We start from the raw sequence: 22,236 nt of genomic DNA, 5'->3' as shown, positions 1-22,236 counted from the left end.
GCATGGTAGACTGGCGCTGGTTATCGCGATTTCAGTGGTTTTAAGCAGCAATGACGGATATTACCCCGCCACTTCAACACTTTGTCAGCACTCTGATGCAGGATTATGCGCAGGAGCATATTCAGCCCGCGGTTGATTTCCTGCAGCCTCTGGTGCACCAGCAGGTACTGGCTGAAAAAGAACACCTGATTGAAGCCGGGAACATCGCTGATGAGATGTATTTTATTGTGCAGGGAATTTTCCGGGTGTATTACCTGGATCATAACGGTAATGAAATTAACCAGCAGTTTTATCTCGATGGTGAATCCATTTCCCATGTGCTGTCAGTGAAAGGTGAAGTGCCTTGTTCGTTTTACTTACAGGCATTAACGGAAAGCACGGTGCTGGTGGCGAATAGTCAGGTGCTGTATCAGCAAGGCAAAAATAATGTGGCCTGGTTAAATGTGGAGAATGCTATTTTCCGCGAATTATTTATTAAAACCGCCCGCCGGGAAGCCAAGATGTTACTCGGCAATGCCGAGCAGCGTTATCGCTGGTTTTTAAAAGAAAGCCCGGAGCTGGCTGAAAAATTACCTCTGTATCAGATCGCCTCCTATTTAGGCGTGACCCCGGTATCATTATCGCGGTTACGTAAAAAGCTGAATCAATCATCAGCCAGTGATGATTGATTCAGCTCGTTAACAGTGTACTCGTGTTTACATCGACAGCGCTAAACGCGTTCCTTGGTTAATTGCACGTTTGGCATCCAGTTCAGCTGCTACATCTGCGCCACCAATTAACTGATACGGCTTTTCCAAACCTTCGGTTAGTGCTCGTGCTGGTTCCTGCCCGGCGCAAACAATCACGTTATCAACTTCAAGCACTTTAACCGCGTCGTTTACCCGAATATGCAAACCGGCGTCGTCTACCTTCAGGTACTCACATCCCGGGATCATAGTGACCCCTTTATTCTTTAAGCCGGTGCGATGAATCCAGCCGGTGGTTTTGCCCAGATGAGCACCCACTTTTGACGCCTTACGCTGCAGCAAATACACATTACGTTCAGCGGGTTCAGGCTGAGGCTGAACGCCTTCAATACCACCACGAGCGGATAACGTCATATCCACCCCCCATTCCTGCATAAAAGCAGCAATATTCTGGCTGGTGGCTTCACCGCTGTGGGTTATGTATTCAGAAACATCAAAACCAATACCGCCGGCACCAATCACCGCGACATTTTTACCGACCGGTTTTTTATCGCGTAACACGTCCAGATAATTCATTACCTTGGCGTGTTCAATACCTCCGATTGCGGGCGTACGCGGCGTGATGCCGGTGGCTAAAATAATTTCATCAAAATCACTGGCATTTAATTGCTCGGCGGTTACCGGAGTATTTAATGCCAGCTTAACGCCACTCAGTGCAATTTGTTTATCGAAAAAGCGCAGTGTTTCATAAAATTCTTCTTTGCCCGGAACCTGTTTGGCGATATTAAATTGCCCGCCAATTTCACTGGCAGCATCAAACAAGGTGACATCATGGCCACGTTGCGCGGCTGTGGTTGAGAAAGCTAAGCCAGCAGGGCCAGCACCAATGACGGCAATTTTTTTCTGTGTGGCAGCGTCGGTCATGATCAATTCGGTTTCACGACAGGCACGAGGATTCACTAAGCAGGTGGTGAGCTTGTCATCAAAAATATGATCCAGACAGGCCTGATTACAGCCAATACAGGTATTAATTTCGTCGGCGCGGTTTTGTTGAGCTTTTTCCACAAATAACGGATCGGCTAAAAACGGACGTGCCATCGAAATCATATCGGCATCACCACGCTGTAGTACTTCCTCTGCCACTTCCGGGGTATTAATGCGGTTGGAGGTGATTAACGGAATGGTTAAATGCTCGCGGAATTTTGCCGTTACCCAGGTAAAGGCGGCGCGTGGCACCTTCGTAGCAATGGTTGGGATGCGGGCTTCGTGCCAGCCAATACCAGTATTGATGATGGTCGCACCAGCGGCTTCAATGGCTTTGCCCAATTGCAGGGCTTCTTCAAAGGTGCTGCCACCTTCAACCAGATCCAGCATCGACAAGCGGTAAATAATAATAAAGTTTTCACCTACGGCTTCGCGCGTACGACGTACCACCTCCACCGCCACACGCATACGGTTCTCGTATTCACCACCCCATTGATCATCCCGTTGGTTGGTACGTGTGGCTAAAAACTGGTTAATAAAATAGCCTTCAGAACCCATGATTTCGACGCCGTCATAACCACCAATTTGCGCGTATTGAGCCAGTTGTACGATGTCGTTAATTTCTGCGTCGATCTCGTCCGATGTGAGCTCACGCGGTTTGTGAATATTAATAGGGGCCTGAATCGCTGAAGGAGCAACCAGTTTGTCGTTAAAGGCGTAACGACCGGTGTGCAGGATCTGCATACAGATTTTGCCATCTTCGCCGTGCACCGCATCGGTAATTACCTTATGTTCGGCGGCTTCGGCTTCACTGCGGATAATATTGGTATGAGCATGGGTGGCAGCGTGTTCATTCGGGCCAAAACCACCGGTGACAATCAGGCCAACACCACCCCGGGCGCGCTCGGCAAAAAACGCGGCCATGCGCTCCAGACCATTGTCTAACTCTTCTAAACCGGTGTGCATTGATCCCATCAGAACCCGGTTTTTCAGCGTGGTAAAGCCTAAATCCAGCGGCTCCAGCATCTTAGGGTAGGGGGCATTTGTTCTGGTGTTAGCGCTGGCGCTGTTCAGATTGCTCATCGTGTTGCTCTCATCATCGTTATTTTTGACCCAGCTGAGCGTTATTAGTTGTGGGCTGCTCAGTCTGACGATGAATGCAGTATTGCCGGGATTAACTGGTAATGCCTTAACAAATGATAAGATGCGGCAGAGCACTAATGTCCACAATGTCAGAATGGAATTGGCGCTTTTAGCCGTATTTACTCCCTCTGGCCATAAACGTCTTGCGCTCAGCTCGCACGCCTATCATCTCCGTCTATGCTGAAAGAAACCGACTTTTCAGAACGTGCCGGGTGGCACAAATGCCCTGATAGGGTGACAGGAGTAGTTGTATGAATCTGTACCGTAATAGCCTGAATGGAAAAATCATCGTTTTCCTGATTTTTCCGGTCATGCTGGTGCTGCTGAGCGTCATTACCATCGGAGCCATGATGTCCTGGTCTTATGCCCGCGGACAAATAGAACATGAACTGATCGCTGAGGCGGAGCAGGAAGCACTCAAAATCGAAAAATCCAATCTGGTCGCGGTGACCATCAGTCAGGTAATGGCATTGAGCCAGGAAGAAGGTTTGTTTGGTAACAAACCAGACTCCGTAGGTTTGGCCAGCCGGGTGCTGGACACTTTTCCGGCGTTAACCGGCAGTTATTTTGGTTATGAGCCACAGTATGCGTCTTCGTCGGCTAACCCGGGTTATCCGGCAGAAGCCAATGACGAGAGTGGCCGTTTTTTACCTTATTGGTACCGTGACGATAATAACCAGCTGGCACTGACACCGCTGGTGGATATGGAAACCAGTTCTTATTATCAGGGCGTGAAAGACCTGTATCAGCGCAGCGGCAAACGTACTTCCCTGGTGACCGAGCCTTATGTGTACGAAGGCAAAATGATTGTTGAGCAAACCACTCCTATTGTGATCGACAACCAGTTCCGGGGAATTTCCGGGGTTGACCGGGCACTGGCCGATATTGAGCAAACGCTGCAAAACATTCGCCAGCAAACCGGCAATGATTTGTATCTGGTTAGCTCAGAAGGGCGTTTTATTGCGGCAACAGAAAGTGGCCTGGATCTGAAAACCAAACAATTATCCGAAACCATTTATCGCCCTTATCAGAATATTTTTATGGCAACCTCTGGCGCTTCTACCTTTACCGAAGCTCAGCATCCACAAACTCAGGATGATTATTTTTATGCCAGCGCCGGTATTCCAACAGGTGGCTGGACGCTGATTCTGAGAGCTGAAAAAAGCAAAATGATGGCCCCCATTATTGACCAGATTCAGCTGTTGATTACCGCCTCCATCGTAGGCGTGATTATTATTGCTTTGCTGGCGTGGTTATTTATTCAGAAACTGACCGGACGAATTGGCGAGACCATTGCGCTGGCGCGTCGTATTGAGCAGGGTGATATCAGTGATTGTCGGCCAGTGCGCATCAGTGATCAGGATGAGCTGTCGGTTTTATCCGGCAGCCTGAATAACGTGCTGCAGGCGTATCAGGATATTGCCGATATCTGTGCCCGTATTTCTCGCGGTGACTTCAGCTCACGGGTGGAAAAACGCTGTGAGTCGGATCAGATTGCCATCGCCATTAATACCATGGCAATGAACCGGGAAGAAGCAGAAACCAGCCTGACTCAGAATATTGCCAAAATTCAGCACAATACCGCCATTCAGAAAAGCGAAATCGACAGCGTGGCCACCGCCATGCATCAGATGACAGCCAGCACCGGTGAAGTTACCCGCCTGATTTTAGAATCATCGGATAATGCCAACTCGGTTTCAGGATCTGTTGGTGAGTGCAAACAATCACTGGAGAAAGTGGTTTCTGAAGTCAAAATGATGTCGAATGATATTTCTCAGGCCAGTGATGCAATGAATAAAGTGTCGGGCAGCAGTGACGACATTAATAAAATTCTGGATGTGATTACCGCCATCGCTGAGCAGACTAATCTGTTGGCGCTCAACGCTGCCATTGAAGCCGCCCGGGCCGGAGAGCAGGGGCGTGGTTTTGCTGTGGTTGCCGATGAAGTACGTGGCTTGGCTTCTAAAACCCGTGCTTCAACGGATGAAATCAGCAGCCTGATTGTGCGTTTGCAGGCCGAAGTAAAATCGGCCGTGGACGTGATTGGTGCCGGGGTTAATCGCTCCGGAGAAGCAACCGACGTGAGTGGCGCGGCCTTGCAGGAGCTGGAAGTGTCGATGCAGGATATTTCTGAAATTGCCGAACACTTAATTCAGGTATCAGCGGCGGCCGAAGAGCAAACAGCAACCGCGGATGAAATTAACCGCAACATCAGCTCCATTCACGAAACCGCTGAAGCGTTATCGCAAATGGTGTCTGAAGCGTAATCATCAGCGTATGCATTAATAGCTTTTATTAGCCCACGCTACGGCGTGGGCTTTTTTTGCATCAGCGAAAATATGGCTGCTACCATCACACCACCAATAATATTGCCCAGCGTGACCGGAATCAGATTGGCGACAATAAAGGTACTCACCGTTAAATCCTCAAAATCCCCGGCGTTCAGACTCACCAGTTGCCAGAACTCTGGCCCAGCCAATGACTGAATACCAATCCCTAGCGGCACCATAAATAAATTCGCAATACTGTGTTCAAAACCGCTGCTGACAAACAACGCCACCGGCAGAATCAGCACCAGTATTTTTTCGGCAACAGTGCGGCAGGCATAAGTCATCCAGACACCTAAACACACCAATAAATTACATAAAATACCCAGCGTCAGCGCTTCAAAAAAGCCATGGTGTATTTTATGGTTGGCAATTTTCAGTGCATTAGCACCCCACTCACCAGCGGCATTCATATATTGTTTTGCCAACATAATCAGCGCCACAATTAATAACGCTCCCAATATATTGCCGCTATAAACAACCAGCCAATTGCGCATGATTTGTCGGGTTGAAATACTGCCGTTGAAACACCCTAAAGTTAACAATGTGGACGATGTAAATAACTCAACACCACAAATTACCACCAAAATCAGCCCGATACTAAACACCAGACCACCCAATAACCGGGTGCTACCGGTAGGCGCGAGGCCTGTGGTCACCGTGATATAAAACACAAAGGCAATAGCGATAAACATACCGGCGGCCACGGCTTGAAAGAATGACTGACGGGTGCTTTTGTTCGCTTTATACAACGCCGTTGTGACGGCGGTGTGGTAGGTGCTGTCGGTTGACGGAGCGGAGTGGGTGTTGTGTTCCATTAAAAATCCAAAACTGCGGGAAGCTTATCGTAGTTGGCTGTCTTTACAGCCGGAATCAGTATATTCCTTTGAGTTGTAGTGATAATGGGGTTGGTTTGAAAATCATTATTACGGTTGTGTAATAATGGTGGCTTGTTAGATTTAGAATCACCAGCTGGCTCTTTGATAGGAACAAAGTTCTTTAACGAGTATTAATTGGCGGTTTCTTAACTAGTATTGATATGATCTTGCCCCGATAAAACGGACACATTACTTTTCATGCTGCTATTCGTTCATATTCCATTGGTGAACAGTAATTGATACCCGAATGCAGCCGTTTTCTGTTGTAAAAGTCATTAATATAACGAGCTAAAGAATACTTTAACTCTTCTGTCGTTTTAAATTCTGTCTTGCGTATCAACTCGGCTTTCAATGAATGAAAAAATGACTCCATATGTGCGTTGTCCGTACATTTCCCAGGCCTGCTTAGACTATGTTCAATACCATGCCGTCTCAGCTCTTTTTGATACTCTGCACCTCTATATTCAACACCACGATCAGTATGCAGCATCAGTGATTCTGATGGTTTTCGCTTACGTATCGCATTGATCAGCGTTCTTCGAGTGACGGCGGTTGTCCTCTTCGTATCCAGGCTCCAGCCAATAATTCTTCGTGAGTAGAGGTCCATGATCACAGACAAGTAATGCCAATTATTTTTAACCTTGAGATACGTTACGTCAGCAACCCACACTTTATTTTTTCGCTCAGGAACTTCACCATCTGGTCGGAGGTTTCCTCCAGAAGCCAGAAAACGTCTCATACCTGGTGCTCGGTACGTTACCCTTGTGACTCTGGCAATGAGGCCCATATTGCTCATAAGCCGAGCTATACGCTTCTTGCTAACACTGATGCCCTGTTTATACAGTGCTTTCCAGATGCGTGGGCTTCCATATCGGCCTTCGCTTTGATTCCATATTTTTCTGATTAAGCCTTTAAGCTGATCATCTCTTCGATCTCGCGTAGAGGGCTTACGATTTAACCAGTCGTAATAGCCACTCCTTGATACACCAAGCCATTCGCAGGTTCGTTTAATGCCTAGCTCTTTCCCGAACTTCTTGATGAATCGATATCTTGCTGATGTTCCTCCGCAAGAAACCGTTGCCACTTTTTTAACAGATCAAGCTCCTGCTTCAACTTTTTATTCTCGGCTTCAAGCTTTTTCACTTTCGACAACTCTTTTTCTTGCTGGCTTGCTGCATCTGTCAACTTTTTACGTTTGTCTGCCACGATCTTTCCTTCACGATATTCTTTCCGCCATCGTGACAGCATGAACGGATGAATGTCGAGCGTATTAGCTACTTCTTGAACCTGAATACCTGAGATCAAACTCAACTGAACGGCTTTTACTTTAAACTCGTTGGAATATTGCCAGGTCTTTCTAGGGTTGTTGTACTTTGGCATTGGACACCTCAATCTTAATTAGATTTCGGTGTCCGTTTTATCGGGGAAAGATCAATATTCAATGATTTTACTTGTTAGTCAGGAGTTTGAATGAATATTGAAGATATGGTGATGCTTCCTAAGATCATTACCGATAGTGAAAATCTTGAAAACGAATTTAAGGAATTGTTTGGATCTGATGAAGCAAAGAAAGCTAAAAAAGTAGTTTACTTCTTTCGTTCACTTCATCCAGTAGCTCGTTTTAAAGGTGAGTCAGATATTCTTTACATAGGAAAAACAGAGCAGTCAATGAAAACTCGTTATTTTAGGTATGCTAAACATTTATCTAATAAAGCGAATGGTAGTTTCTATAAGTACGTGATTGAAAATTATGGAGGGCTTAGAGTGGGATATATTTTTTCAGATGACCCTAAGAGCTTAGAAAGAGAAGCGTTTGATAGTTATCGTGCTACATATATGGAGAACCCTCCAAAATCTAAAGTAGGTTGAAGCTCTCGAAAGCTTCTCTTAACGATAAGTTATAACGGAATCAGGAATTTTTAGATAGTTAATTAAGAGTAAATGATTATTTTTTAATTTTTGAAATAAAATAAAATTCATTGATTTTTGTATTTGATTTTTGCGTGAAAATTATAAAGGCTTGATGATTTATTTTTAGAGTGATATTTTTCTGAGATTAAGCTGTCTTTGTAGTTTTGATAAAAGGATCACAGAAATGAAGAGAATCTTAGGCCTTATTCCTATTTTAACACTTGTAGGTTGTGCTTCCACATACGTAGTACCTAAAAGCGAAAGCTACTCAAATCTGACTTTGCCAGCCGAAGAGAGCAACTGGCAATTTCTGGGTGGTTCATCTAGGCAAAGCGTAAGTTTTGGTTTTGCCGGAGAGAATGGTTGTGGAACGTTTTTTAAAGAGATTCCTGCAAAGAACGAAGGCGATAAAGAGGTAACGATTCAAATTCCATCTGGACGTGAGATATTTGTTGGGTTTTTTGCGAGTAGCGGAAATAGCCTTTGTCGAGTTAATGTAATATTTACTGCGCTTGAAGGAGCTGACTATAGAGTAGAAAAATTGGGCAGTGGCTATGGCTGTGCAATCAGTATTTTTGAAATGACAAAGTCCGGTGATAATAAACCAGTCGCTTTGGGGGAGGTTAAGCAGAACTCACTGACTGGCGAAGTCTGCAAGCTTTAACTTCTGGTCACTTGAGAGATGATTAAACCCGGGCACTACCCGGGTTTAATCAAGAACAAATCAGTCCTCAATTCCCAAAGACCGCTTCATAAACTCCGGCAGTGCAATGCCACCGGCATGAATATCGGCGTTGTAGTATTCAGTGCGAAACTCTTTATTTACCGCATCATCAATACGAAAGTCCGTTGCATCACCACCTTTACACGCCAGTGTACAGCTCCACCAACCAGATGGATAAATCACCTGCGGGAACTGGAAAGTGTGAGAAGACGTGGCACCGGCCGTCGCCATATCCACATGGATATTCTTAATAATGGTGTTGCTGTGATACAGCGGTGATTCGCTTTGCTGAACCACAATACCGCCTTCGCGCAGAGCGTTAAAACAGTCGCGGTAAAAATCAACAGCGAATAAGCCTTCGGCCGGGCCAACCGGATCGGTGCTGTCGATAATAATAATATCCAGCGATTGTGGCGCGCAGTCTTTAACCCATTTAATGCCGTCGTCAAAACGGATATCAGCACGAGGGTCGGCGTTGGATTCGCACAATTCCGGGAAATATTTCTCCGACATACGAGTCACCATTTCGTCGATGTCGATTTGGGTGACTTTTTCCACGCCCGGGTGTTTCAGTACTTCACGCAGAGTACCGCAGTCACCACCACCAATAATGGCAACGTGTTTGGGATTTGGGTGGGTGAATAACGCCACGTGCGACATCATCTCGTGATACACAAAGTTCTCACGGGTGGTGACCATGGTGCAGCCATCAATCACCATCAGCTTGCCGAATGTCTCGGTGTCGTACATATCAATGGTCTGGAATTCACTTTGTACGCTTTCCAGTTTCTGTTTGATTTTCAGTGAGAAGGCGGACCCTTCGGAATCAAAAACTTCGGTAAACCAGCCCTGATCTTCAGGGAAAGCGCTGCTTGAGGAATTGGTGTCGGAGGAATTGGTGTCGGAAGATGTGCTCATGGCAGATACTCAAAGATAACAATGTGCTTTAAAATTAGCGCAAAGATAACCCAACCGCCCGCTGGAATGCTATCTACGTTGCTACTACTTCGTTAAAAACAGACTCTCAATACTCATTTATGACTTATAAACTCCGCTTGCTCGTCTGTTTTTGCCTTGTATTAGCTGCCTCGAAAACGCATCCAGTCACTGCAATTTTTTCTGACAAAGGTTGACCCACTTATGACAAAAGCGACCAGTGCCGCTGAGCATTACAACTTACCTTACTGGAGCGAAGGCTACGCTCAGGTGAATGCGGCCGGGGAGTTGTGTATTCACCCGCAGGCGGATGGCAGTCCCGGCGTTAATCTGAATCAGCTGAGGCAGCAGTTAACCACTGAAGGCTTGCGTTTACCGGTACTGGTGCGTTTTCCGGGCATTCTGCATCACCGGGTGCAGTCGCTGGTGAGTGCTTTCCAGCAGGCCCGTGACGAGTTGAATTACAACGGCAAATTTACTCCGGTGTATCCCATTAAGGTGAATCAGCAGCAGCCGGTGGTTGAGCAATTGTTAGCCGGTCAGAAGCTGGCAGGGGTTGAGCGCTTAGGATTGGAAGCGGGCAGCAAGCCCGAACTGATTGCGGTATTAGCGCAACTGGGTAGCAACCCGGGTGTGGTGGTGTGTAACGGCTATAAAGACTCGCATTTTATTCGTTTAGCACTGATGGCTGAAAAAATGGGTCATCAGGTCTTTATTGTTATTGAGAAGTTATCCGAGCTGCCGTTGGTGCTGGCGGAAGCGCAGCGTCTGAATGTTAAGCCACGCTTGGGCATTCGTGCCCGGCTTGCAACGATTGGTAAAGGCAACTGGCAAAACACCGGCGGAGAAAAGTCCAAATTTGGTTTGTCGGCCTACCAGATGCTGCAAGTGGTTGAGCAATTACGCGCCGCAGGGCAACTTGATTATCTGCAATTGCTGCATTTTCATCTGGGGTCGCAGCTGGCCAATATCCGCGATATTCAAACCGGCTTAGGTGAATGCAGCCGTATTTTTGCTGAGTTAATTAAACTCGGTGTGCCGGTGCAATGGCTGGATGTTGGCGGTGGCCTAGGGGTGGATTACGAAGGTACCCGCTCGCGCAGTTATTGCTCAATGAACTACAGCATGACGGAGTACGCACGCAATGTGGTGGCTGCGTTTAAAGACATTTGTGACGAACTGGGTCTGGCACAAGCACCCAATATTATTACCGAATCCGGGCGGGCGATGACGGCTCATCATGCGCTGTTATTAACCGAAATTATTGATTCTGAATCGCCACAAGAAGGTTTGGTAAACCCTCCTGAAAACGATGCACCACAGGCGTTAAAAGCACTTTATCAAGTGTTCGACCAACTGTGTTGTAACCAGGGGGAAGCAATTAGTCCACGTTCACTGGTTGAGATTTATCACGACGTGCAGCATTGGCTGGAGGATGCACAATCCGGTTTTGCGCTGGGTATGTTCTCGTTACCACAACGGGCGCAAATGGAGGCGCTATACAGCCGCATCAGCCGTGAATTAAAACAGCGGTTAAATCCGGGCAACCGTAGCCATCGGGAATTGCTGGATGAATTATACGAGAAGCAGGCGGATAAAGTGTTTGTGAACTTTTCCCTGTTTCAGTCATTGCCGGATATCTGGGGAATTAACCAGATTTTCCCGATTGTACCGCTGCGTGGCCATCACGAGCCGGTGCGTCATCGGGCGGTATTGCAGGACATCACTTGTGATTCGGATGGCCGTATCGACAGCTACGTCGATGCCGACGGCATCGAAACCTGTTTACCATTACCAACGATTGAAAAGGGTGAGCCGCTGGCGTTTTTCCTGGTGGGAGCCTATCAGGAAATTCTTGGCGATATGCACAATCTGTTTGGCGATACCGATTCGGTGGACGTGGTATTGGACGACAGAGGTGAAGTACAGCTGCAGAACCCGATTCAGGGCGATGACATTGCCACCGTACTGGATTACGTCAATTTCTGCCCACGAGAGATTCAGCAACGCTTACAGCAGCAAGTTGCTAATGCTCAGTTGAGTGAGGCTGACAAAACACTCTTCAGCCGTGAGTTGACGGACTCGTTGCAGGCATACACGTATTTGTCCTGAGGTGGTTTTTATGACCTTGATAAGAAAATCAGAAAATGACCGTTCATCGGAAAATGGACAGTACTGATTGAAGAGATGGGCGAAATTCTGACGTCTGAAAATAATTCGTAACAATTGTTATCTGTTTCTGGCGAATGCGGCTGGCTGGTCTATAAGTATTGGCATCTTTTTTAAGACCATGCCGCATAAGGAGAACAACGATGGCCGACGAAGAATTAGAAATGCATGATGACATGCATGAAGAAGCGGACAGTAACAACGAAGAACATAAAACCGACGGCAATGACGATTCGGAAAACACCTCAGAATCCGCCGACGACAATCTGGTCAGCACCAGCAGTGCCGCCCGTGACGAAATACGTCAATCCATGGAAGATGACGTGGCAGCGTTTTTAGCGCGTGGTGGGCAGATTCAGCAAATCGACGATAACGTGATGGCTGATCCACCGCGGAAGCCACAAACCAACTATGGCAGTCGTCCGATTTAAGGAATTGTACGTTCGTACTTAAAAGGCGTTTTTTTACGAGTTAAGTATGACTTAACAGGCCAACTTGGGCGATGGAGGAAGGATGGGCTCACTGCAGGTGGGCTGACCTGTTGTGTATCTGATAGGGTGCGCAAAACATTAGCAAGGATGCTAAGATGTACACCTATTCCAAAAAATCCCGTCGTCGTATGCACGCTATTCCCGCCGCTATTGCGCTGTTTTGTATGCTGGTGTTCTGGTTGTTTGTTGGCAACCATCCGGCTCATGCCGAGGCTCAGTCTCCTGCTCAAGCTCAATCTGAACCCCTTGCTCTGTCTCGTACCAATATCACCACACTGTTATCCAGCGAAAATACCTGGCAATGGCAGCTGGACTGCTACAACTGTGTGGTCGAGCCCCAGTACGACGTGATTTATGGTGATGTGGTTCGGCTGCAAAGTGCCTCGGAACTGGTGTTGTCGTCACGCCTGAATCAGAGCTGGAAAAACCCCTCGTTAAGCTGGCGCTGGACGGTTGACCGTTATGTCGAACGCCAGCCGCTGATGCGCCTGACACTACACGTCAAAGAGACCGAAACCTGGCCAACCCGAACCCTGCATTACATTTGGCATAGCGGTCTTGAAGCCGGTGAGTCAGAAGCCTTATCAGACTTTGAGCACCTGCTGGTTGTTAGCGGAAAAACCAGCAAAGCTGAAAGCTGGCAAAGCATTGAACGCGACCTGAATCAGGACTGGCAGGAGATTTATGAAGAAAACTTCCCCGGTATTGAGTCGCTTGAGCTGGCATTAGGCATGCCAGGCGAGAGTGGCGGCACCGGTGGTTTTATTCAGAAGCTGGTGATGGCCAGCTCTGAATAAAGAATAAATTAATAAGAGCAAATGCAGCGCTGTTATTTCTGGCGCTGCATGGTTCGGGAATACGCTGCACGGTATTCACCGCTCACAGGGTCAACGGTGTAAGCCGTACCATGGAATTGATCGCCCTGAATTTCGATATGGAAAAAGCCAAGGATTTCATCTTCTTGCCAGTAATATTCATTCAGCTCTGTTTTGATGACAAAGTTTTTCGTTTTGGCACCAGCGCCACTGATGATATGGAAGGTACCGGGACAGGAGTCTTTTTCTTTTAACCATTGCAGTGCATGAGTGTGGCCTACGATCATGGCATCAGCGTTACCGCAGACGTTTTTCTCCACCATCTCTTTAAAAAATTTGCCCTGGCCGATCAGGCTGTCGTAATTGCCAGCATTACCGTGGGAGCCATTGGAAATATAAGGGTGGTGACCAAATGCAATTTTCCACGGTGCAGTGGATTCCTTAAAACCATCCAATAGCCACTTGCCCTGTTTGTCGGAGTAATCATCTTTATTGTATTCGTCACTCGGGTCACCGGCGGAAGCGGATGGGTTGGTGTCCATGGCATAAAAACTGACCAGTGGCGTGCCATTAGCGGGCGCATTAAACCGGTAATAACGAGCAGGCATTTGCCACTTTTCACTTTTTCGGTCTTTGCGGTAATGGTATTCAACCTGAATTTCACCCTTATCGTTATCAGCACCGTCACCACCAATAATCCAACTGTTATCGTGGTTACCCAGTGCCATATAAAACGGAAAATCGAGGTTTTTGTAAGGGTCTTCAAATTTCAGATCAAACTGGATGTCATCAACCCCATCAACACCACTTTCATAAATGTTGTCACCCAGGCCAATGGCAAAATCGCACGGTTTTAACTGGCATACCGCTTCCATCGCTGCGGCGACTTTATATTGCCCATCTTTACCCGTGCCGGAGTCGCCAATGGCAATAAAGCTTACCTTTGTATCTGGCTGTGGATAAACAACGGTTTCATCAACAGGGGTGGGGTCTGCCGGTTTTGACATAGCAAACGTGTTGAGTGATATACCAGTCAGTGCGATGCCTGAGAGTGAGAGAGCAAGCAGTGTTTTGTTCATGAAGAGGATTCCAAGGTGAGTTTTTAGTATTATCGTTCCACTTTGTGAAGCCAGTATGACCAATAAATGACAAGGAAAAAATGGTTATTTATGCTGAGAAATGATGGCTATCTGCGCCATTGTCAGATGTGAGGTAAAGCGGCGCTGAGTCACCAGCAGGGAATATAGAACTACTGACCGCTAAGCGCTGAAACCGCCGCCACCAACTGCGATAAGTGGGTAATTTCCTGATCCGGAACACCTTCCTGTTCAACCCAGGCGGCATCGCATAAATTCACCCAGATGGTTTTAATACCTAAGCGTTGCGCGGCAATAATATCCTGCTCCTGGTGATCACCCACATGAATACATTCTTCCGGTTTTACTCCGGCGTGTGCTAACGCCGCTTCAAATAAATCCGCCTGCGGTTTGGGTGCGCCTACGTCTTCGGCATTAAAGTGGGCAGCAAATAAATGATCAATACCAATCAGTTTTAAATCGGCATTGCCATTGGTAGCGGCGATTAACGAGTAATCGTTTTTCAGGGTTTGAAGTGCGTCCAGCGCGCCATCAAATAAGGTGACTTGGCTGCGGGTTTTATAAAACACATCGAAGGCTTGTTGTGCTTTTTCCCGACCTTCGTCACCGCTGATGCCTGCCTGTAAAAATACCCGGCGTAATACTTCTAAGCGCAGCGCCGTCACTTTATCGCGCAATTCGGGGAAGCATTCAGCAATATCGTTTTTGTATTGGCGTAACGCTTCGAGGGTATAAAACTCGGCCGCTTGTGGCACATTGGTCACAATCCAGTCGTGACAGGCTTTTTCCGCTTTGACAATGACCGGGTCGGTTTCCCAGAGGGTGTTGTCAAGATCCAGGGTAATCAGTTTAATCGCCATCAGAGAAGCTACCTGCGTTGCCATTGCTGTGTTAAAAATAAATTTAAAATGCTCATTTATGGCTTATAAACTGCGCGTTTAAATGTATTTTTGCCTTGCACTGGCTGCCTCGGAAACGCTTCTATCTTGGCTACCAGTGCATATATTTAAACCACCGGAATTTGCGGTAACCGCAACGCCAGAATATCAGCCACATAATCCAGGAATAAGGTATCCATTGAACTGCGGTAATAAGATGGATCTTTACTGGCAACGGTTAATACGCCGTTATTGCCCGGGCCACGCACCTGAGCGGCCGCAACAGAACGAGCATCAGTGGTCTGGCTGCCTAATAACGCGGCGATATCGTTTTCATTCAGCTGCCCACACACGGCACGATGGCCTTTAAATAAACGGTGGATGCTACGCTGACGTTCGGTGGAGCGAATGGTGATTAACGGCGCTTCTAAATTACGTTCGGTAAAGTGTAATAACGCCCAGGTATCGACTCCGAAGTCGTTACGCAGAGAATCATCCAGCGCCGCCTGAACGGCCAACCAGCTTTCGGCTTCGACTAAGGCCAGCACCAGGCGACGGCTTTTTTCAAACAGCTGATCATTACGGCGGGCGTTTTCCAGTAAGTCGGATAATCGCTGGCGCAATTCAACATTACGTTCACGATGCACTGATAACTGGCGCTCGACCAGGCTGGTGGCTGGCCCTGCGTTATGAGGAATGCGCATTTCAGCCAACAGGTCATCCTTACCGATAAAAAAATCCGGATGATCCTGTAAAAACTGTTCAACATCGGCTTCGGTTAAACGAGGTTGCTGACTCATAAAGATTCCTTAAACGGCACTCAGAGGTTAATCCGGCCTTCAAATACGGTCACGGCGGGTCCGGTCATTTTGATATGAGAATCCGGTTTGCCATCCCATTCTATCAACAAATCACCACCCGGCAGCGATACGGTTACGCCCGGCTTTAACCAGCCACGTAACTGCCCGGATACGACGGCGGCACAGGCGCCGGTACCACAAGCCAATGTTTCTCCGGAACCCCGTTCAAATACCCGCAGGCGAATATGATGCTCATCGACGATCTGCATAAAGCCAATATTGGCTTTGGCCGGGAAGCTGGTGTGTGGCTCCAGAACCGGCCCCCAGTTTTCGACCGGAGCGGTATCCACATCATCAACCCGCACGACACCATGTGGGTTACCCATGGAGACCGCACCAAGAGAAATCTCACCAATGTCACCAGCATCGATAGTGTATTCTGGCGCAAACTCAGTCGCTTTAAACGGACTTGCTTTAAATGGAATCAGTTCGGGCTCCAGAATCGGCGCGCCCATATCGACGATTACTTGTTTGTCATCGGTCAGGGTCAGTTCCATTAAGCCATTGGCGGTTTCAACTTTAATGCTGCGTTTGCCGGTTAAACGCTGGTCGTAGACAAAGCGGGCAAAACAACGTGCACCGTTGCCGCAGTTTTCCACTTCACTGCCGTCAGCGTTAAAAATACGATATTTAAAATCGACATCCGGACGACTTGGCTGCTCCACGATTAACAGCTGATCAAAGCCAATGCCAAAATTACGATCGGAGAGTTCACGCACGCGCTCAGGGCGGATAAAACCGCTCTGAGTGACCAGATCAACCACCATAAAGTCGTTGCCGAGACCGTGCATTTTGCTGAATTTAAGCCACATAGGGAGTTGCCTGTGCTGTTCTCGAATACGTTATTCTGCGATCAGTTGTTCGTGAGCAAACAACTCCTGAATCGTCTCGCGCTGGCGCACCAGATGCAGCTGATCACCATCGACCATCACTTCCGCCGGGCGACCACGGCTGTTGTAGTTAGAAGCCATGACAAAACCATAAGCACCGGCCGACATCACGGCAACATGATCGCCAGCGGCTAAAGCCAGCTCCCGATCTTTGCCTAAGAAGTCACCGGTTTCGCATACCGGGCCAACCAGATCGTAGGTGCGTACCGGGGCATCGGAGCTTTCTTTTAATGGCTTAATATCCTGCCAGGCGCTGTATAGCGACGGACGAATTAAATCGTTCATGGCACCGTCGATAATGGCGAAGTTTTTGTGTTCGTTTAACTTCAGGAATTCCACCTGAGTGACAAACACACCAGCATTGGCGGCAACCGAACGACCCGGCTCAAAAATTAATTTAAATTGTTTGCCGCCGTCTTCACGTTGGCCTAAGCGTTGTTTAATCGCGGCAATATATTCACCCGCTGATGCTGGTGTTTCATCACGGTAGGTCACGCCAAGGCCACCGCCCAAGTCGAGGTGTTCAATCTTAATGCCTTGTTCGGCCAGGGTATCGACCAGTGCCAGAACACGATCTAACGCATCCATAAACGGAGAGATTTCGGTCAGCTGGCTGCCGATATGACAATCGACCCCTTTGACTTCTAAGCCCGGTAACTCATTAGCTTTGGCGTAAACCCGCGGTGCTTCGTTAATGTCGATGCCAAACTTGTTGTCTTTTAAACCGGTGGAGATATACGGGTGGGTCTGGGCGTCCACATCCGGGTTTACCCGCAGAGACACCTGAGCGGTTTTGCCCAGTTCAGAGGCTACGGCGCTAAGGCGTTCCAGCTCGGCTTCAGACTCCACGTTAAAACAATACACACCTACTTCTAAGGCGCGCTGCATTTCAGCGGGTTGTTTGCCAACACCGGAAAATACCACTTTGCTGGCATCGCCACCGGCGGCCAGAACCCGTTCCAGCTCGCCCTGGCTAACGATGTCAAAACCAGCTCCCAGTTTGGCTAACACGTTTAATACTGCCAGGTTGGAGTTGGCTTTTACCGCATAACACACCAGATGTGGCCACTCGCCCAGTGCTTCAGTGTAGGCACTGAAATGTTGCTCAAAAGCGGCGCGGGAATAGACATACAGTGGCGTACCAAACTGCTCGGCAGCGGCGCGTAAGGAAACCTGTTCGGCGTGTAATTCGCCGTTTTGATAGCTGAAAACTGACATCAGGATTGCGATTCCATGGTTTTGTTTGCAGGTGTGGTTGTGCTTGAGGGTACGTCTGTATTTACAGACGTTTCGGGCGTTGGTTCAGGGAGATACAGCGGCCCTTTCTGACCGCAACCCGCCGACAGGATTAAGCCAGTCAGTAGAAATACGCTGAACAGCATGCGTAAGCCGGATCTGAGCGCGATAAACGGGAGTGCCATTGATGATTCCACACAAGCAGAGAATAAAAGATGGCGGGCATTATACGGGCTCGTGCTCTGGCTGTCAGGTTAGCGAAGACGGTAATGTCAGCAGAGCCTGATTCAGTAGTTTTTCTATCCGTTGTTTCTGGCGCAGGTGGGTAATGACCTGCTGATTGTCATGCGGCAGAGACACATCCGACAGGTAACAAGGGTAATTCTCCCGCTGGCTGCGAATGGCCTGAACTTCTTCCGCCACCGCCTGATACAAATCATCACCGAACTGCCAGACGCTGAATTCCTGATTATTGCAGTAGAGAGTGGTTTGCTGCTGCTCATCGACCACCGCGCGTAAATCAATCAGGCTGGTCTGTTCATGCAGAGGCGGCAATTTGCGCCGTACCAACTCCAGCTCCAGACTTTGTTTTTTGCTGCGGATTTCAAACAGCAGCAGGTTGCGTTGTTGCTTTCTCTGGCCTTGATTCGAAGGGTTGAGCCCCTGCAACTGGGATAACCAGCGTTGATCGAGTTGCCGTAAAAAACGAATAATGGGTAATAACCGGCGGCTGCCTTCGTCATCGTGCCATTGTTGATGCAACAGCGCGCCTTTGTCGTCTAATAAATAAAAGAAAAATTTGTTTTTACGACGCCAGAAAAATAATTGCCAGATACCTGGACGAGCACGCTGATAAATTAACCGTAACGGGCTTTGCAGCAGCGCCACATCATCCAATACACAAGGTGCATAAAAGGTATTGGGGCGTTGTAATAAGCGTAATAACTCGATCGAATTCTGGGCTTTCTGCAACTGAATGCCCTGGGTTTCGTTGCGCAATAAATAATATTGCTCCGACGCTTCAATTAAATAAGGCGAACGTGGTTGCTGAATAAAATGCTGCATCACTTTATGCAACAAATGCTCAACCCGGGCCTGAATGCTTCTGGCCCGGCTGGCACAATGGCAATGTGTGCTAATGGGCGGCCATTGGTTACTGGTATTGGTGGTAGTGCTGCTGCCACGGGCTAACGGCAAAAATCTCAACAGATGCTGCAGGCAAAGTAACATCGCGTCGTTGCCATGAAAGCGCTCGACCGTCCATTCCCCCCAACTGTTAACGGTCAATAAATCCAGCGTGTGCACCAGATTTTCACGAGCCGAACTGTAGCCCAGTGCATCATCACGATTACTGAGTTTCTGCATGCCACGGCGGCTGAATTTATGTTGCGGATCAACCCCGGCATTAACATACAGCCGCCAGTAACGCGGTTGTGGCGGTTGCATTAAACTGCGGTTATCCGGATGCAGCGGCGCTTCTTCCCGTACCAGTTGCAGCAACTCTTTTAACTCGTACTGACTTAAGGGGTTATGGCTGGGAGACAGCGCAATATTGGTGTGGGCACTTAACAGGCCGTTAAATTGAGCAAAAAACAGCAGCTCCATCAGACTCGGCGACTGTTTTAATATTTGCTCGGTTTCGGCAGCATTTTGATTTAATGAGTCTTTTTGCCACTGGTTCTGGCCGTTACCCGGGATCAATTGCCACACCCGTTTTGGCGTGAGTCGCAGCGTCAGTTTCTCCTGTTGCAGTGAGCGACTGATGCCGGGGTTAATATCAATGATCTTGCCGGGCTTGGCATCAAAGGCGGCGTAAAGACGATTCCCCAACAGGCGCATGTCTGCTGGCTGTATATGTAACTTAGGCGCGTGTTTCTGACTGAATCCGGCCAGAAAACGATAGCTGGATAACATTTCACTGATCAGCGCATTACGTTCTTTATAAACTTTAACCGGGTTCCAGTGATCACGCCGGTCGAGCTCAATAAAATCGGCCACCAGCCAGCCCCACTGGCTGCATAAATGATTCAGCGTTTTAGCCCGCCAGCTGTTGCGCTGGTTGCGGGATAAATCCGACAGCGGTAGTTTGGCTTTGTAATAAAACGCCCGGCGTGCCAGCTGTACCCGTTGCTGATTACCTTCCTGCTCCAGCTGTTTAATCACCCGCTCTAACATCAATAAGTAGGCGTCGCAGTTTTCAACGTCGGTGATGCCCTGATGCACCCGCGCTTTTAAATCCCAGCATAAGGGGCGGATATTCGGATACTGAGTGGCATAGTGGCGGGTCAGCAGCAGTTTCAGCAGCGCTTTGTAAGGATTGCTCAGGCCTTTGTTAAGTTGCCATAAGCCGGCGCCAACAAACTCGGCCACCGGAATGGTATGAATCTGTCCAAAGTGCAGCCATTGGTCGGCCTGCACCCGGTGTTGGTCAAGCAGTTGCTCCCAATACTGAGCCGACTTTCGTTCCTGCTTTTCCGGAATCAACCACCACGAAGGTTTAGCTCCGGCCAGCCATAAGGCACTGCGATAAAACTCATCAAGCAGCAATAAATGCTGGCTGCTGCCACAATCTTCGCCCTCCGCCGACTGACTCTGACCCTGGCGGAAGTCACTCAGATTCATCGGGAAAAAGTGCAACTCAACACTCTGACTGGCTGCCCAACGCTCAATCACATCACATTTCTGTTTCAGTAAATCGAGCTGTTCCGCATCCAAGTGTTCGTCATGGCACAGCCAAACGTCCAGGTCACTACTGCGAGACTGCGCCAGAGAGCCGAGACTGCCCATCAGATACAGGCCAAGAATGTGTTTGTCAGAAAAGAAATCGCGCGGCACATTGACGCCCCGGGCCAGGCTTTGCAACGCGTGCTGATGCTGGACTTCCGGCTGAAAGTGCAAAATACCACAAGGCACATCGTGATTGATAAAACCGGGCAGCTGCTGGTGGTTAAGGTGAATCAGCATTGGCAGGGCATCCAGCACCAGGCGCTGGCGGCTGGTCATCAGGCTGCGGGTACTCTCCATTCTGGCATTGTTGAGTGCCATAAAGTCGGTATGCCATTGATGCAGCTGTTGAGCAGAGGGAATTTCCGGAATCATGCCTTAAGTGTAGATGCAGTTGCCGGAAAGGTTTAACAGGCCCTAAGAGAATCGTTAGAAAGCGCAAAATCTGCTGATTCTGCGCTTTGCGAGAGGTCTTATTTGGCTTGTGCCAGATAATTATCCAACCGCTCTTTGTTCATAATAAAAGTTGAGCTGAGCGATTTTGATGCACTTTTTACGGCATCCAGATTGGTTGCATTGCCAGCCTGAATCACACCAACCATCGCCATCATCGCATGTGGCAGACATTTATAAACGTACACCCCTTCTTTATCGAGAGTGACGGTGATTTTCTCGCTGAAACCACTTTTCCAACTTGCTGCTCCATCGGGAATCAGCCCGGCAACAGACTCCGAGTTATGACCTGGATCAGTCGGTTCAAAGGTGACGGTATCGCCAACAGCTACTTTCAGAAAGCCCGGTTCAAATACCATGGTGCCGTCAGCACCGTTGTTTTTTACCTGAACAGTATGATCAGCCGCCATCAGGTTGGCAGCGAAGAGGGTTAGCGCGATGGCGCAGACAGAAGATAATTTCATGACTCACTCCTTAGAAACAGAGTGGCTACTTTAGGTGAGAGTTTTATTGTTGTAAATGGTAATTATTATCAAAAGGAGGGCAAAGCCCTCCTCATAGTGAATTAGCACTCTGGAGTAAGGTCGCTGACAGTCAATGCGGTTCTTGGCAGGTCAAACCTTCCATTTGATGCAGTGATTACTAATTTTTCGCTGCTTACTGATAAACCGTATACAATTTCTGAATTATCACTATCGCGGAATTTGTAACTACCATCACCAAGATATTCAATAATTTGAAACTGCTTTTCTTCAATCCAGTAACAATTAGCAAAATCGTCAACGGCATCGCCAGCATAATCGTAAAAGGAAAGGTATCCATCTGAATCAATATGGAGATAACTCTCGTCGATTAATTCACCTTCGTTTGAGAAGTCTTCGTATATACCTGCAAAGGCTGCAATATTAGGGGTTGGAAATAATAGATCACTTGAAGATGAATCGCTGCTGCCGCCTCCACATGCAGTTAAAAGTGAGATACACGAAAGTAAAAGTAGCTTTTTCACAGGGTAATGTCCTTATTCATTGTGATTT

General features: G+C 48.0%; 19 protein-coding genes and 1 pseudogene. 7 read left to right on the top strand and 13 right to left on the bottom strand.

Going from position 1 to position 22,236, the window contains the following annotated elements; genetic code table 11:
- Nucleotides 1-50 precede the first annotated feature (50 nt).
- Nucleotides 51-668, top strand: coding sequence for a Crp/Fnr family transcriptional regulator (locus ACO05E_RS06090; protein ID WP_419812095.1), 618 nt, complete (start codon nt 51-53; stop codon nt 666-668).
- Between the two features lie 27 nt (nt 669-695).
- Here ACO05E_RS06090 and ACO05E_RS06085 read toward each other — a convergent pair whose 3' ends face one another.
- Nucleotides 696-2,753 carry an FAD-dependent oxidoreductase gene (locus tag ACO05E_RS06085; protein ID WP_419812094.1) on the bottom strand — a complete coding sequence of 686 codons (2,058 nt, stop codon included), beginning with the start codon at nt 2,751-2,753 and terminating at the stop codon, nt 696-698.
- 311 nt (nt 2,754-3,064) lie between these two features.
- On the opposite strand from ACO05E_RS06085, the gene ACO05E_RS06080 reads away from it, so the two are divergent.
- The gene (locus ACO05E_RS06080) at nt 3,065-5,080 is read left to right on the top strand and encodes a methyl-accepting chemotaxis protein (RefSeq protein ID WP_419812093.1); all 2,016 of its coding nucleotides are present in this window, start codon (nt 3,065-3,067) and stop codon (nt 5,078-5,080) included.
- A 38-nt stretch (nt 5,081-5,118) separates the two neighbouring features.
- Here ACO05E_RS06080 and focA read toward each other — a convergent pair whose 3' ends face one another.
- Entirely contained in the window at nt 5,119-5,958 is an 840-nt protein-coding gene (gene focA, locus ACO05E_RS06075; protein WP_419812092.1) for a formate transporter FocA, read from the bottom strand.
- Nucleotides 5,959-6,214: 256 nt separating this feature from the next.
- Nucleotides 6,215-7,398, bottom strand: a protein-coding gene (locus ACO05E_RS06070) for an IS3 family transposase (RefSeq protein ID WP_419812091.1) whose coding sequence is annotated in 2 segments (ribosomal slippage) — nt 6,215-7,116 and nt 7,116-7,398 — 1,185 coding nt in all. Because the reading frame shifts where the segments join, the coding sequence is not laid out codon by codon here.
- Nucleotides 7,399-7,488: 90 nt separating this feature from the next.
- Between ACO05E_RS06070 and ACO05E_RS06065 the strand changes: the two genes are divergently transcribed.
- Both ACO05E_RS06065 and ACO05E_RS06060 read left to right on the top strand, forming a co-directional pair.
- On the top strand, nt 7,489-7,887 hold the full coding sequence (locus tag ACO05E_RS06065) for a hypothetical protein (protein ID WP_419812090.1): 399 nt from the start codon (nt 7,489-7,491) through the stop codon (nt 7,885-7,887).
- A 226-nt stretch (nt 7,888-8,113) separates the two neighbouring features.
- Entirely contained in the window at nt 8,114-8,593 is a 480-nt protein-coding gene (locus tag ACO05E_RS06060) for a hypothetical protein (protein ID WP_419812089.1), read from the top strand.
- Between the two features lie 60 nt (nt 8,594-8,653).
- Here ACO05E_RS06060 and speE read toward each other — a convergent pair whose 3' ends face one another.
- Nucleotides 8,654-9,571, bottom strand: coding sequence for a polyamine aminopropyltransferase (speE, locus tag ACO05E_RS06055; RefSeq protein ID WP_419812088.1), 918 nt, complete (start codon nt 9,569-9,571; stop codon nt 8,654-8,656).
- Nucleotides 9,572-9,793: 222 nt separating this feature from the next.
- Between speE and speA the strand changes: the two genes are divergently transcribed.
- The 3 genes from speA (at nt 9,794) to ACO05E_RS06040 (ending at nt 13,046) form a co-directional block, all read left to right on the top strand.
- Nucleotides 9,794-11,701: a biosynthetic arginine decarboxylase gene (gene speA, locus ACO05E_RS06050; RefSeq protein WP_419812087.1), complete on the top strand. Its 1,908-nt coding sequence runs from the start codon at nt 9,794-9,796 to the stop codon at nt 11,699-11,701.
- 200 nt (nt 11,702-11,901) lie between these two features.
- Nucleotides 11,902-12,189 carry a hypothetical protein gene (locus ACO05E_RS06045; RefSeq protein ID WP_419812086.1) on the top strand — a complete coding sequence of 96 codons (288 nt, stop codon included), beginning with the start codon at nt 11,902-11,904 and terminating at the stop codon, nt 12,187-12,189.
- 155 nt (nt 12,190-12,344) lie between these two features.
- Complete coding sequence (locus ACO05E_RS06040) at nt 12,345-13,046, top strand: DUF3047 domain-containing protein (RefSeq protein ID WP_419812085.1); 702 nt, start codon at nt 12,345-12,347, stop codon at nt 13,044-13,046.
- 32 nt (nt 13,047-13,078) lie between these two features.
- Here ACO05E_RS06040 and ACO05E_RS06035 read toward each other — a convergent pair whose 3' ends face one another.
- From ACO05E_RS06035 to ACO05E_RS05995, 9 genes and pseudogenes are all read right to left on the bottom strand, one after another.
- A complete protein-coding gene (locus ACO05E_RS06035) occupies nt 13,079-14,143 on the bottom strand; it encodes a metallophosphoesterase (RefSeq protein WP_419812084.1) in 1,065 nt (354 codons plus the stop codon).
- A gap of 170 nt (nt 14,144-14,313) precedes the next feature.
- Entirely contained in the window at nt 14,314-15,021 is a 708-nt protein-coding gene (locus ACO05E_RS06030; protein ID WP_419812083.1) for an HAD family hydrolase, read from the bottom strand.
- A gap of 146 nt (nt 15,022-15,167) precedes the next feature.
- Entirely contained in the window at nt 15,168-15,839 is a 672-nt protein-coding gene (locus tag ACO05E_RS06025; RefSeq protein ID WP_419812082.1) for a DUF484 family protein, read from the bottom strand.
- 20 nt (nt 15,840-15,859) lie between these two features.
- Nucleotides 15,860-16,711, bottom strand: coding sequence for a diaminopimelate epimerase (gene dapF / locus ACO05E_RS06020; protein WP_419812081.1), 852 nt, complete (start codon nt 16,709-16,711; stop codon nt 15,860-15,862).
- A 30-nt stretch (nt 16,712-16,741) separates the two neighbouring features.
- The gene (lysA, locus tag ACO05E_RS06015) at nt 16,742-18,007 is read right to left on the bottom strand and encodes a diaminopimelate decarboxylase (protein WP_419812080.1); all 1,266 of its coding nucleotides are present in this window, start codon (nt 18,005-18,007) and stop codon (nt 16,742-16,744) included.
- A gap of 74 nt (nt 18,008-18,081) precedes the next feature.
- Nucleotides 18,082-18,171: pseudogene (gene lptM / locus ACO05E_RS06010) on the bottom strand (LPS translocon maturation chaperone LptM); the annotation flags it as partial.
- Nucleotides 18,172-18,274: 103 nt separating this feature from the next.
- On the bottom strand, nt 18,275-21,124 hold the full coding sequence (locus ACO05E_RS06005; protein ID WP_419812079.1) for a class I adenylate cyclase: 2,850 nt from the start codon (nt 21,122-21,124) through the stop codon (nt 18,275-18,277).
- A gap of 98 nt (nt 21,125-21,222) precedes the next feature.
- The gene (locus tag ACO05E_RS06000; RefSeq protein ID WP_419812078.1) at nt 21,223-21,666 is read right to left on the bottom strand and encodes a pseudoazurin; all 444 of its coding nucleotides are present in this window, start codon (nt 21,664-21,666) and stop codon (nt 21,223-21,225) included.
- 101 nt (nt 21,667-21,767) lie between these two features.
- The gene (locus ACO05E_RS05995) at nt 21,768-22,208 is read right to left on the bottom strand and encodes a hypothetical protein (protein WP_419812077.1); all 441 of its coding nucleotides are present in this window, start codon (nt 22,206-22,208) and stop codon (nt 21,768-21,770) included.
- Nucleotides 22,209-22,236: the final 28 nt, after the last annotated feature.

The organism is Bacterioplanoides sp., assembly GCF_965226395.1.
Classification (GTDB): domain Bacteria; phylum Pseudomonadota; class Gammaproteobacteria; order Pseudomonadales; family Oceanobacteraceae; genus Bacterioplanoides.
The sequence above is the reverse complement of the archived record's forward strand: the minus strand, read 5'-3'. Positions and strand labels throughout refer to the sequence as shown.

Bases quoted from the DNA above. Each gene is read 5' to 3' on its own strand.
- ACO05E_RS06030 (WP_419812083.1), bottom strand. From the start codon at position 15,021: ATGGCGATTAAACTGATTACCCTGGATCTTGACAACACCCTCTGGGAA.
- dapF (WP_419812081.1), bottom strand. From the start codon at position 16,711: ATGTGGCTTAAATTCAGCAAAATGCACGGTCTCGGCAACGACTTTATG.
- ACO05E_RS06005 (WP_419812079.1), bottom strand. From the start codon at position 21,124: ATGATTCCGGAAATTCCCTCTGCTCAACAGCTGCATCAATGGCATACC.
- ACO05E_RS06025 (WP_419812082.1), bottom strand. From the start codon at position 15,839: ATGAGTCAGCAACCTCGTTTAACCGAAGCCGATGTTGAACAGTTTTTA.
- ACO05E_RS06000 (WP_419812078.1), bottom strand. From the start codon at position 21,666: ATGAAATTATCTTCTGTCTGCGCCATCGCGCTAACCCTCTTCGCTGCC.
- ACO05E_RS06060 (WP_419812089.1), top strand. From the start codon at position 8,114: ATGAAGAGAATCTTAGGCCTTATTCCTATTTTAACACTTGTAGGTTGT.
- ACO05E_RS06035 (WP_419812084.1), bottom strand. From the start codon at position 14,143: ATGAACAAAACACTGCTTGCTCTCTCACTCTCAGGCATCGCACTGACT.
- lysA (WP_419812080.1), bottom strand. From the start codon at position 18,007: ATGTCAGTTTTCAGCTATCAAAACGGCGAATTACACGCCGAACAGGTT.
- speE (WP_419812088.1), bottom strand. From the start codon at position 9,571: ATGAGCACATCTTCCGACACCAATTCCTCCGACACCAATTCCTCAAGC.
- ACO05E_RS06045 (WP_419812086.1), top strand. From the start codon at position 11,902: ATGGCCGACGAAGAATTAGAAATGCATGATGACATGCATGAAGAAGCG.
- ACO05E_RS06085 (WP_419812094.1), bottom strand. From the start codon at position 2,753: ATGAGCAATCTGAACAGCGCCAGCGCTAACACCAGAACAAATGCCCCC.
- ACO05E_RS06040 (WP_419812085.1), top strand. From the start codon at position 12,345: ATGTACACCTATTCCAAAAAATCCCGTCGTCGTATGCACGCTATTCCC.
- ACO05E_RS06080 (WP_419812093.1), top strand. From the start codon at position 3,065: ATGAATCTGTACCGTAATAGCCTGAATGGAAAAATCATCGTTTTCCTG.
- focA (WP_419812092.1), bottom strand. From the start codon at position 5,958: ATGGAACACAACACCCACTCCGCTCCGTCAACCGACAGCACCTACCAC.
- ACO05E_RS06090 (WP_419812095.1), top strand. From the start codon at position 51: ATGACGGATATTACCCCGCCACTTCAACACTTTGTCAGCACTCTGATG.
- speA (WP_419812087.1), top strand. From the start codon at position 9,794: ATGACAAAAGCGACCAGTGCCGCTGAGCATTACAACTTACCTTACTGG.
- ACO05E_RS06065 (WP_419812090.1), top strand. From the start codon at position 7,489: ATGAATATTGAAGATATGGTGATGCTTCCTAAGATCATTACCGATAGT.